Here is a 10,733-nt window from a genome sequence, read left to right on the forward strand (position 1 = left end):
AGCCTCGGGGACGCCCGGCGCCCCCTCGTCGTCCGCCGCCGGCTCGTCCCCGGACGGGACGCCGCAGGCGCCCTCCGACAGCGGGCAGGCGGGGCACGGGCCCGGCGGCTCGTCGCACTCCCACTCGGGTTGGCCCTCGGGCGGCCACACGCATCCGTCGTCGCCCGGCGGGACGGGCGGCACGGGCGGGACCGGAGGCTCGCCGGGCGGCTCGACCACGACGCCCCCGCCGACGTCCGGCGACCCGTCGGACCCGACGGGTCCGTCCGACCCTCCCAGCTCGCCGGACGACCCCTCGTCGCCCGCCGACCCCGGATCCCCGGACCCCGGCGACAGTACGACGACGACGCCCCCGCCGGAGCCGTCCGGCCAGGACGGCGGCACGGACCAGTCGGCGTCGTTCACGGCCACGGCCCCGCAGTCGAGCTGACGGGGCGCCGGGCCCCGGGCGGAGGCCGCCGCGCGCGGGGGCGGCCCGCGCGCCGCGCCCTCGGCGCACGGGCGGACGGCCGCGGGTGCCGGGGGCCCTTCCGGGCCGGTGACCGGCCGTCGGCGCCCGGGCGGGCACGGGAGTGCTCAGCGGCCCGGAGCGGTCGGCTGCCTGTACTGCTCAGCGGTCCAGGGTGGTCGGCTGCCCGCACCGGTCGGCTGCCCGTACCGCTCAGCGGCCCGGAGTGCTCGGCCGCCCGGACCGCTCGGCGGCGTGGGCCGGGCGCGGGTCAGAACAGCCGGAGCTTGTCGTCCTCGATGCCGCGCATGCCGTCGTAGTCGAGCACCACGCAGCCGATGCCGCGGTCCGTGGCCAGCACCCGGGCCTGCGGCTTGATCTCCTGGGCCGCGAACACGCCCTTGACCGGGGCCAGATGGGGATCGCGATTGAGCAGGTCGAGGTAGCGCGTCAGCTGCTCGACACCGTCGATCTCGCCGCGCCTCTTGATCTCGACCGCGACCGTGGCGCCGTCGGCGTCCCGGCACAGGATGTCCACCGGGCCGATGGCGGTGGGGTACTCGCGGCGGATGAGGCTGTAGCCCTCTCCGAGCGTCTCGATGCGGTCCGCCAGCAGCTCCTGGAGGTGGGCCTCGACGCCGTCCTTGATCAGGCCGGGGTCCACGCCCAGCTCGTGGGACGAGTCGTGGAGGACCTCCTCCATGGTGATGATCAATTTCTCGCCCGCTTTGTTGACGACGGTCCACACTCCGTCGCCCTCCTTGAGGGTGCAGGGCGGTGACATCCAGTTGAGCGGCTTGTACGCACGGTCGTCGGCGTGGATGGACACGCTGCCGTCCGCCTTGACCAGGATGAGACGGGGCGCGGAGGGGAGATGGGCGGTGAGCCTGCCCGCGTAGTCCACGGAGCAGCGGGCGATGACGAGACGCATGGTCGGCAACGCTACTCGACGGGCGCCGCCGTACGCGATTCGCCCCACAAGCCCCGTTCGCTTGTGGCCGGTTGTGCTCCCACCTGCCTGGTGCGGTCCTGGCCACGCGCCTAACGTGTAAGCAGGAGGTTGTCGCGCGTGCACGCTGCGTCGCCACCCCTCCCCCCTTCCCTGCCCGTAAGGCCCCCGTCGCGGGGTCGCGAGAGGAGAACCCATGTCGCTCGACGTCTCACCGGCGCTCTTGGAGCAGGCCGAGCGAGGCGAGGTCGACGAAGCCGACTTCGTCGACTGCGTCCGGACCTCCCTGCCCTACGCGTGGGAGATGATCAGTTCCCTGGTGGCACAGCTCAAGGTCGACGGCGGTCCGTTCGCGGACAACCGGACGCCCCCGCCGGACGAGCACGCCCGCGGTGAGCTGCTGCGGGCGCTCGCCAGCGACGCCATACGGGGGGCGCTGCAGCGTCACTTCGGCGTGCGCCTCGCCTTCCAGAACTGCCACCGCGTGGCCGTCTTCCCGCTCGACGAGTCGACGGACGAGCGGCTGGCGCGCTTCACCTCGGTGCGGGCCCAGCTGCTCAACCAGTCCCCGGAACTGCGGGACTGCTGACGGCGCGGCGCCGCCCTCGGCGGGCCGCCGGCGTCGCGCACCGGAGGGGGCGATCGGTGCGCGGCACGGCGGCCCCGCGCGTGGGCCGTCGCCCCCGGGGCGCCGTCCGGCGCGCGCCGCCTTCTCGCACGGGGCGCACGCACCGGCGGAAACCCGCGACATTCGGCCAGCCCGAGTGCGCTACGCCAACTGCGGTACGACCTCCGCCCCGAGGCGCCGTACGTTCTCCTCCGTCGACGCCAGGTCGCCCGAGCCCTCCACGAGGAGGGCGAAGCGCGAGATGCCCGTACGCTCGCGCGTGGCCGCCAGCCGGTCCGCGGCCAGCCGCGGCGGCCCGACCGGGTGCAGCGAGCACAGCAGTTCCGTGTACTCGACCGGGTCGCGCATCGAGCGGGACCGGCCGTCCACGGTGGTGTGCGCGGACAGTCCCTGCCGCAGCCAGCCGGGCATGGCCTTCACCAGCGCCTCCGACGCCGCCTCCCGCGTGTCCGCGACCTGTGCGACACCCACCGACACGTGGTCGCCCTCGGGGTCGTGGCCCGACGCCCGCGCGTGCGTGCGCCACAGGGCGACCATGCCGGCCTTCTCCTCGTCGTCGGCGTGCATGCCGAGCAGCATGGGCAGGCCCCGCTCGGCGGCCAGCCGCACGGTCGCGGGCGAGGTGCAGGCGACGACGACCTCGGGGGCGGGGGAGTCCATCAGCTCGTCCGGCCGGGGCACGACGGGGACCTCGCGGAAGGTGTAGCGGGGTCCGAGCGCGCCGACGCGCGCCTCCCGCAGCCATCGCAGGAGCAGGTCGAGCGACTCGGGGAAGTCCCGCTCGAAGGCGTCGAGCCCGGCCCCGAACACCTCCAGGTCCACCCACGGCCCGCCCCGGCCCACGCCGAGCGAGAACCGGCCCTCGGAGAGTATGTGGAGCAGCGCCGCCTGCTCGCCGAGCGTCACCGGATGCGTGTTCGGCAACACGCTGATCGCCGTGCCCACCCCGATGCGCCGTGTCCTTCCGAGCAGCAGGGCGGCCAGGGTCACGGCCGACGGGCACACGCCGTAGGGCACGAAGTGGTGTTCGGCCAGCCACACCTCGTCGAGGCCCGCGCTCTCCACGGCCTGCGCGGTGCGCACCGCGCGGTGCAGCGCCTCGCCCTGGCCCTGTCCCGGGAACTGTGCTGCCAGCACGAATGTCCCCACACGTGTCCTCGTACGCGTCGCACTGCGCACACGCATCGCCTTCTGCCTCCTCGCGGCCGACGCGGCCCCCCTCTCCGGCAGTAACGCCTGACACGTGCCAAAGGCACGGCTACGGACCAAGATCTTGCGATTGTCCGGTAATTGCCTCTCTCGCGTGGCGTATTCCGCCCGCCCGCCTCCGCCCGCCGGGCCCGGCCCGGGCCCCGGGGGGCCTTACGCTGGAGGGCAGCCCTGCCGTCTGTCCCGTGAGGTGCCTCATGTCCCCGCGCCGCAACCGCCCCCGCGGCGGCGAGAAGGCGACCGGCCCCGACGCCGGCGAGAGCGGCGCCCGGTACGGCGGCTTCCAGCGCACCGAGTCGTGGCAGGGGGAGGAGTGGGCGGTGCGGCACGTCGCGGGCGCGAGCGCGGCGGGCAAGCGCTACCGCTGCCCCGGCTGCGACCAGGAGATCCCCTCCCACGTGCCGCACGTGGTGGCCTGGCCGGAGTACGGCGGCGTGGACGACCGCCGCCACTGGCACCAGTCCTGCTGGAACGCCAAGGACCGGCGCGGGGCGCGGGTGCAGCGCTCGCGCAACGCCCCCCGCTACTGACGGCCCCGCGCCGCGGAGGGCGGGCCGCCGGCCGGTCCGGCCCTCAGGTGTCGCGCCGTTCGAGGGCCGCGTACGCGCCGCCCATGGCCAGCGCCGTCACGCCCACGAGGATCCACAGCGACGTCCAGCCGGTGGGCCCGCTGCCGCCGTTCTCGCCCGCGAATCCGCCCAGCGCCGGGTAGAAGGACGCCAGCTGGCTCGGGATGGAGTACGTCAGCAGCACGTCGCTGACCTTGGGCAGCGGCGAGATCAGGAAGAGCGCGAGCACCAGCGGCAGCAGCACGACGCCGAGCATCGCGGTGATGGCGCCCGCCGCGTGCTTCACCAGGGCGCCCAGGGCCTGCGACAGCACGCCCAGCAGCGCCATGTACAGGCTCACGCCGAGCGTCGCCGAGATCCACTCGCCGGGGCGCGGGCTCCGCGCGTCGAGGATCACGATCTGGAGCACGGCCGTGCTCCAGGTGAGCGCCAGCATCAGGCTGAAGACGACCGCGAAGTACACCACCGCCTTCGCGCCCAGCACCCGCGCCCGGCTCGGGCAGGCGGTCAGCGTCGTACGGATGAGGCCCGTGCTGAACTCGCTGGAGAACGTGAGCACCCCGAGCGTCATGACGCAGATCAGGCCGAGCAGCGCCCCGAAGAACCCGAAGGACAGCGCCGTCCCGGAGGAGCGCTCCACCGAGGTGACGGCCACGCCCCAGGCGATCACCAGGCCGGTGCCGAGGAACGCGACGATCAGGCCGCCGAGGGTCCACAGGGTGGAGCGGACGGACCGGATCTTGGTCCACTCGGCGACGATCGCGTCGCCCAGGTGCGCCCGGCGCACCGGGATCGGCGACACGTAGACGCCCCCGGCCGCAGCCGGGTCCTGGGCGCCGCGGCTCGGCTGTACGGCGCTCATCGTGCGTCCTCCCGCGACTCCGGGGCGCGCCCGGGGGCGCCGTCCCGCTCCTCGCCGGCGCCGGCCGCCGGCTCCCGGCCGTGCGCGAACCGCGGATCCCGCCGGGAGTCGGCGGGCGGCACGTACCAGCCCTGCTGCGGCACCTCGGGCACGACGAGCGGCTCGGGGCCCTGCTCCTCCTGCTCGAAGCCGGCCAGCTCGTCGTCCGTGGAGCGGTGCTCCACCGCGGACTGCGTCATCCGCATGTACGCCTCCTCCAGGGAGGCGTGGTGCGGCGAGAGCTCCCACAGCCGGATGCCGTCCTTGTGCGCGAGGTCGCTGATGCGGGGGAGGGGCACTCCCGTCACGCGGAGCATGCCGTCCGGTTCCGACAGCGTCCGGCCGCCCGCGTCGCCGAGCGCGGCGGCGAGCCGCTCCCGCTGCCCGGGGTCGTCGTCGGCTACCCGTACGCGGGCGAAGTCGGAGGAGTTGCGTGCGATGAAGTCGCGGACGCTCATGTCGGCCAGCAGCCGGCCCCGGCCGATCACGATCAGGTGGTCCGCGGTCACCGCCATCTCACTCATCAGGTGCGACGACACGAGCACGGTGCGGCCCTCGGCGGCGAGCCGTTTCATCAGCGTGCGGACCCAGTAGATGCCCTCGGGGTCCAGACCGTTGACGGGCTCGTCGAACAGGAGCACCTGCGGGTCGCCGAGCAGCGCCGCCGCGATGCCGAGCCGCTGCCCCATGCCCAGCGAGAAGCCCTTGGACCGCTTGCCCGCCACGTCCCGCAGGCCCACCACGCCCAGCACCTCCTCGACCCGCGAGGCGGGGATGCCCGAGAGCTGGGCGAGCGAGAGGAGATGGTTGCGCGCACTGCGGCCGCCGTGCACGGCCTTCGCGTCGAGCAGCGCTCCCACCGTGCGGGGCGCGTTCGGCGTGTGGCGGAACGGCTCCCCGCCGACGGTGACGGTGCCGCTGGTCGGCCGGTCCAGACCGACGATCATGCGCATGGTCGTGGACTTGCCGGAGCCGTTGGGTCCGAGGAAGCCGGTGACCAGGCCGGGGCGGACCCGGAACGAGAGGTCGTCCACCGCGGTCTTGGCGCCGTAGCGCTTGGTCAGGCGGACTGCCTCGATCATCTCCGGCCCCATCGACGCGTCGGGTCTTCGGACAGCGAGGATATCCGCACGCGGCGGGCGGGGGCGAAGCCCCGCGTCCCCGCCCGGGGCCGCCCCGGGGCCCGCGGGCCCCGGGGCGGCGGCGGGCTCACGCGTCGCGCTTGCGCAGCACCAGGTAGCCGCCGAGCAGCGCCGCGACCACCCAGGCGGCCATGATGGCGAACCCGGCCCAGGGGCCGTAGGGCACGTCGGTCGAGCCCTGCGCGTTCGGCACCACCTGGAGGATCTTGGAGCCGGCCTGGTCGGGGAAGTACCGCGCGACGTCCTTGGCCTTCGGCACGGCCGAGAGGATGTTCGAGACCAGGAAGAAGAACGGCATCAGGATGCCGAGCGACAGCATGTTGCTGCGCAGCATCGCCGTGACACCCATCGAGAAGACCGCGATCAGGCACATGTACAGGCCGCTGCCGATCACCGCGCGCAGCACGTTCGGCGCCCCGAGCGTCGTCCCGTCGTCGCCGAGCAGCGCCTGCCCGAGGAAGAACGTGATGAAGCCGGTCACCAGGCCGACCACCAGCGCGAGCAGGCCGGCCACGCCGATCTTCCCGAACAGGAAGGTGGCCCGGCGCGGGACCGCCGCCAGCGACGTGCGGATCATGCCCGAGCTGTACTCGGAGCCGACCACGAGCACGCCGAAGACGACCATGGCCAGCTGCCCCAGCGTCATCCCGGAGAAGCTGATGAACGTCGGGTCGAAGTGTGCGCCCGGGTTGATCAGCGACGTCGCCACGGCCCCCAGGCCGGCCGTGGTGATGAAGGCGAGAGCCAGCGTCCAGGTCGTGGAGGAGACCGTGCGGATCTTCGTCCACTCGGACTCGAGGACGGCCGGTACCGAAGACATCGTTCAGGCTCCCTTGCTGCGCTGGTCCTGGCCCTGGTTCCAGTCCTGTCCCCAGGTCTGGGGGGCCGGGGGCTGCTGCCCCCGGGCCGGCCCCTGCGCCTGCCCGGCACCCGGAGCCCCCTGCCCCGCGGGGACCTGGCCGGGCACGGGCCCGGCGGGCGGCGCGCCCTCGCCGGGCCCGGCGTGCGCGTGGTACTCCACCGCCTCCGCGGTCATCTGCATGAAGGCCTCCTCCAGGGAGGCGCGCTGGGCGCTCAGCTCGTGCAGCGTGATCCGGTGCGTGGCCGCCAGCTCGCCGAGCGCCTCCGTCTCCGAGCCCTCGACCTCGAACGTGCCGTTGTCCGTCTCGGTCGCCGCGAGTCCCGCTCCGCGCAGCGCATCACGCAGCTGCTCGGGCTGAGGGGTGCGCACGCGGGCGAAGCTGCGCGAGTTCTGCTGGATGAAGTCGGCCATCGACGTGTTCGCCAGCAGCCGGCCCTGGCCGATCACGATGAGGTGGTCGGCGGTCAGCGCCATCTCGCTCATCAGGTGGCTGGAGACGAAGACCGTGCGGCCCTCGGCGGCGAGCGCCTTCATCAGCGTGCGGATCCAGTGGATGCCCTCGGGGTCGAGACCGTTGACGGGCTCGTCGAACATCAGGATCTCGGGGTCGCCGAGCAGCGCGGACGCGATGCCGAGGCGCTGGCCCATGCCGAGCGAGAACCCCTTCGACTTGCGCTTGGCGACCGCCGTCAGGCCGACCATGTCGAGGACCTGGTCCACCCGCTGCCGCGGGATGCGGTTGCTCTGCGCGAGGCACAGCAGGTTGTTGTACGCGGTGCGGCCGCCGTGCATCGCCTTGGCCTCGAGCAGCGCGCCGATGTGCTTGAGCGGGTCCGCCAGCTCGTGGTACATGCGGCCGTCGATCCGGACCGAACCGCTGGTCGGGTTGTCGAGGTCCAGCATCATGCGCATGGTGGTCGACTTGCCCGCGCCGTTGGGTCCCAGAAAACCCGTCACCACCCCAGGCCGTACCTGGAAGGAGAGATGATCGACCGCCAGTTTGCGGCCGTAGCGTTTGGTGAGCCCTTCGACCTCGATCATGCGGCCCAACCTAGGCGCGCGCAAAGCCCCTCGCCACCTGAGTGGCGAGGGGCTGACACAACTGTTACCGAACCGACCCGTCCGGTTCGTCCGGACGTCAGCGGGTCTGCTGCGCCGGCACCCCGCGGGAGATGGGCTCCTCGTCCGCCGGGGCGCCCGCGGCGGCCACCGCGGCACCCGTCAGCGACGCGAGCATCTCGCGGACGTTGGTCAGCTGCGCGTTGATCGAGTCGCGGCGGTTGGTGAGGGCCGCGAGCTCGCGCTCGGAGTCGCTGCGGATGCGGTCGGCCTTCGCGTTCGCGTCCGCGACGATGTCCTCGGACTGGCGCTGCGCCGTCTCCACCGTCTGGCGCGCCCTGCGCTCGGCGTCCGTGCGGAGCTTCTCGGCCTCCAGACGCAGCTGCTCGGCGCGGTGCTCGATCTCCGCCAGGCGCTTCTCGGCCTTGGCCTGACGCGAGGCCAGGTCGCGCTCCGACTGCTCGCGGCGCTTCGCGAGGTTCGTCTCGAAGTCCGCGGCGGCCTGGGCGGCCTTGGCGCGGGTCTCCTCGAACAGCGCGTCGGCCTCGTCGCGCTTGGACTGCGCGTCCTTCTGGGCCTCGGTGCGCAGCGTGGACGCGTCGCCCTTCGCCTTGTCGACGATGCGGGCGCCCTCGTCCTCCGCCTTCGACTTGCGCTCGGCGGCGAACGCCTCCGCGTCGTTGCGCACCTGCTGGGCCGCCGACTCGGCGAGCTCACGGTGCTGCTCGGCGGCCCGGCGGGCCTCTTCGCGCAGGTCCTTGGCCTCTTCCTCGGCGAGGCGGAGGATCTTCTCGACCCGGGCACCGAGGCCGGCGTACGACGGCTCGGCGTCGGTGACCTGGGCCTGGGCGTTCTGCGTCTCGAGGTGCAGCTCCTCGATGCGCTTTTCCAGAGACGTGATGCGGGACAGGGCGCTGTCCCGGTCGGCGACGAGTTTGGTAATGCGGTCGTCCACCTGACCGCGGTCGTAACCACGCCGCACGAGCTCGAAGCCGAAGGGTGAGGAAGTGTCGCTCATGGGGTTCCTGTCGAAAGAGAGCGGTGAGGTGATAGAGGGAATCCTAGGGGCCGTTGCGGCGTGTCAACGCGTCGATACAGCTTTGATATGCACAATGACCAGCCTTTCGAGTGGTTCAGTCCTGACCGGGCGCTCTCGATCGGATCCTGTCGGGCGCGCGCGCCCCGGTACCGCGTCCCACGATCGCCCCGGCCCCGCTCCGGGGCGGCGCCGAGCAGGTCGCCGACACTCCGCGTCGACTCCCTCCTCCGCCTTGCGATCCACGGCACCGAACCCCGCTCATCGACCCGACTGATCCGAACGAAAGGCCCTAACCGTCAGACGGCTTGCCGTTCGCACGCGTTGTCCCCGCGGACGCCCCCGCCTTGACGGGGCCGTCCTTGCCGGAGGCGCCCGGTGCCTCGAGCGACAGTGCTTCGAGCACGTCCTGCACCCGGGAGATCTCGGCCTGGATGTCCAGATGCCTGCGCGCCAGGATGTCGAGCTCGCGCTTGCCCTCCGAGACCATCTGTTCGGCGTCCCGGGCGGCTTCCGCACGCAACTGCTCGGCCTCCCTGATGAGTCCGGCCTTCTTCTGCTCGGCCTCCTTGAGGAGACCCTCGGCCTTCTTCACCGCGGCGATCCTGACCTTGCTCGCCTCCGCGTCGGCGTCGGCCCGCAGCTCCTCGGCCTTCTGCTCGGCCTCGGCGCGCTGCTCGGTCGCCGCCTTCATCAGAGTATCCACCCGCTCACCGACCGTCTTCAGCTGCTCCGAAGTTTCTCTCCTCGCCCGCTCGTGCAGCTCCTCGATCTCGGCGTCCACCCGGGCGCGCGCCTCCTCGGCGCGCTCCCGCAGCGCGGCGGCGTCGCCGCGCGCTCCGACCAGCAGTTCGTCCGCGTCGGCGCGGGCCCGTTCCACCATCGTGTTGCCCTCGACGGTGGCCTCGGCCGTGATCCGCTCGGCCTCCTTGCGGGCCGCGCCGACCATCGTGTCCGCGCTGGCCTCGGCCTCGGTGGCGCTGCGCAGCGCCTCCTCCTGGGCCTTGTTCATCAGCTGGTCGGCCTGCTCGGCCGCGTCGGAGCGGCGCTTGGCGGCGTCCTTGCGGGCCTCGTCGAGGAGGCGGTCGGCCTCCTCCTGCGCCGCGGCGCGCAGCCGTTCGGCCTCCGCCGTGCCCTCGGCGAGCACCTGCTCGGCCTCGGCGCGCATCCGCTCGGCGGCCTCCTGCGCGGAGCCGACCGTACCGGCCGCCTCGGCGCGCATGCGCTCCGTCTCGTCGGTCGCCTCGGTGACCAGCCGGTCGGCCTGCGCCGCCGCCTCGGAGCGGATCCGGTTGGCGTCGTCGCGCGCCTCGGCCCGCGTGCGGGACGCGTCCTGCTCCGCGGCCGCCCGGGCGTCCGACGCCTCGGTGCGCAGCCGCTGGGCGTGCGTCGTCGCCTCCGTGCGCAGCCGGTCGGACTCCGCCGCCGCCTCGTTGACGGTCTGCTCGGCGAGCGACTGGGCGGCGTCGGACTCCTCCTGCGCGCGGGTGCGCACGCGGTTGGCGTCCTCGGCGGCGCGCTCCCGCTCGGCGTAGGCGTCGGAGCGGACCCGGTCCGCCTCCTCCTGCGCCTCGGTGCGGGTACGGTCCGCCGCGTGCTCGGCCGCCGAGCGCAGCCCCGCGATCTCCTGCTCGGCCTGGTCGTGCAGGCCCGCCACGGACTCGCGCACCTCGCGGGCCGTCTGCTCGGCCGCGGAAACGGTCTCGGTCGCGCTGCGGTCGGCCTCCTCCGCGAGGCGCTGCGCCTCGGCCTGGGCCTCCTCCACCCGCTTGCGGGCCGCGGCGAGCAGCTCCTCGCTCTGCTCGCGCGCGAGCTCGCGCTCCCGGTCGGCCTCGGAGCGCGCCGACTCCAGCAGCTCCTCGGCCTCGCGGCGCCGGCGGGCCGCCTCCTCCTGCGCGGCGGACAGCGCCTCAGCGGCCTCGGCCCCGAC

The 10,733-nt window shown here is 73.6% G+C and carries 10 protein-coding genes and 1 pseudogene; 2 read left to right on the forward strand and 9 right to left on the reverse strand.

Features of this window, described 5'->3' with window-relative positions; all coding sequences use genetic code 11:
• Nucleotides 1-411, reverse strand: a pseudogene (locus L1885_RS16035) (hypothetical protein); the annotation flags it as partial.
• Nucleotides 412-719: 308 nt separating this feature from the next.
• On the reverse strand, nt 720-1,379 hold the full coding sequence (gene nucS / locus L1885_RS16040) for an endonuclease NucS (protein ID WP_235797795.1): 660 nt from the start codon (nt 1,377-1,379) through the stop codon (nt 720-722).
• Nucleotides 1,380-1,593: 214 nt separating this feature from the next.
• On the opposite strand from nucS, the gene L1885_RS16045 reads away from it, so the two are divergent.
• Entirely contained in the window at nt 1,594-1,986 is a 393-nt protein-coding gene (locus L1885_RS16045; RefSeq protein WP_235797796.1) for an SCO5389 family protein, read from the forward strand.
• 180 nt (nt 1,987-2,166) lie between these two features.
• Here L1885_RS16045 and L1885_RS16050 read toward each other — a convergent pair whose 3' ends face one another.
• On the reverse strand, nt 2,167-3,210 hold the full coding sequence (locus tag L1885_RS16050; protein ID WP_235797797.1) for an LLM class flavin-dependent oxidoreductase: 1,044 nt from the start codon (nt 3,208-3,210) through the stop codon (nt 2,167-2,169).
• 221 nt (nt 3,211-3,431) lie between these two features.
• Between L1885_RS16050 and L1885_RS16055 the strand changes: the two genes are divergently transcribed.
• The gene (locus L1885_RS16055; RefSeq protein WP_235797798.1) at nt 3,432-3,764 is read left to right on the forward strand and encodes an Rv1322 family protein; all 333 of its coding nucleotides are present in this window, start codon (nt 3,432-3,434) and stop codon (nt 3,762-3,764) included.
• 43 nt (nt 3,765-3,807) lie between these two features.
• Here L1885_RS16055 and L1885_RS16060 read toward each other — a convergent pair whose 3' ends face one another.
• From L1885_RS16060 to L1885_RS16085, 6 genes are all read right to left on the reverse strand, one after another.
• Nucleotides 3,808-4,665 (reverse strand): ABC transporter permease, encoded by an 858-nt coding sequence (locus tag L1885_RS16060; RefSeq protein WP_235797799.1) that lies wholly within the window; start codon nt 4,663-4,665, stop codon nt 3,808-3,810.
• Complete coding sequence (locus L1885_RS16065; protein WP_235797800.1) at nt 4,662-5,786, reverse strand: ABC transporter ATP-binding protein; 1,125 nt, start codon at nt 5,784-5,786, stop codon at nt 4,662-4,664. The genes L1885_RS16060 and L1885_RS16065 overlap by 4 nt, the downstream gene beginning before the upstream one ends.
• A 127-nt stretch (nt 5,787-5,913) precedes the next feature.
• Nucleotides 5,914-6,666, reverse strand: coding sequence for an ABC transporter permease (locus L1885_RS16070; RefSeq protein ID WP_235797801.1), 753 nt, complete (start codon nt 6,664-6,666; stop codon nt 5,914-5,916).
• Nucleotides 6,667-6,669: 3 nt separating this feature from the next.
• Nucleotides 6,670-7,749 (reverse strand): ABC transporter ATP-binding protein, encoded by a 1,080-nt coding sequence (locus L1885_RS16075; RefSeq protein WP_235797802.1) that lies wholly within the window; start codon nt 7,747-7,749, stop codon nt 6,670-6,672.
• Nucleotides 7,750-7,846: 97 nt separating this feature from the next.
• Nucleotides 7,847-8,785, reverse strand: a complete 939-nt coding sequence (locus L1885_RS16080; protein WP_235797803.1) for a coiled-coil domain-containing protein — start codon at nt 8,783-8,785, stop codon at nt 7,847-7,849.
• Between the two features lie 310 nt (nt 8,786-9,095).
• Nucleotides 9,096-10,733, reverse strand: a 1,638-nt coding sequence (locus L1885_RS16085) for a polarized growth protein Scy-related protein (protein WP_505016778.1), incomplete at its 5' end; no start/stop codon positions are given.

This window comes from Streptomyces fuscigenes (assembly GCF_021556455.1).
GTDB lineage: Bacteria > Actinomycetota > Actinomycetes > Streptomycetales > Streptomycetaceae > Streptomyces > Streptomyces fuscigenes.

Coding starts and splice junctions, on each gene's coding strand:
- L1885_RS16065 (WP_235797800.1), bottom strand. CDS start 5,786: ATGATCGAGGCAGTCCGCCTGACCAAGCGCTACGGCGCCAAGACCGCG.
- L1885_RS16050 (WP_235797797.1), bottom strand. CDS start 3,210: ATGCGTGTGCGCAGTGCGACGCGTACGAGGACACGTGTGGGGACATTC.
- L1885_RS16075 (WP_235797802.1), bottom strand. CDS start 7,749: ATGATCGAGGTCGAAGGGCTCACCAAACGCTACGGCCGCAAACTGGCG.
- L1885_RS16080 (WP_235797803.1), bottom strand. CDS start 8,785: ATGAGCGACACTTCCTCACCCTTCGGCTTCGAGCTCGTGCGGCGTGGT.
- L1885_RS16060 (WP_235797799.1), bottom strand. CDS start 4,665: ATGAGCGCCGTACAGCCGAGCCGCGGCGCCCAGGACCCGGCTGCGGCC.
- L1885_RS16055 (WP_235797798.1), top strand. CDS start 3,432: ATGTCCCCGCGCCGCAACCGCCCCCGCGGCGGCGAGAAGGCGACCGGC.
- nucS (WP_235797795.1), bottom strand. CDS start 1,379: ATGCGTCTCGTCATCGCCCGCTGCTCCGTGGACTACGCGGGCAGGCTC.
- L1885_RS16045 (WP_235797796.1), top strand. CDS start 1,594: ATGTCGCTCGACGTCTCACCGGCGCTCTTGGAGCAGGCCGAGCGAGGC.
- L1885_RS16070 (WP_235797801.1), bottom strand. CDS start 6,666: ATGTCTTCGGTACCGGCCGTCCTCGAGTCCGAGTGGACGAAGATCCGC.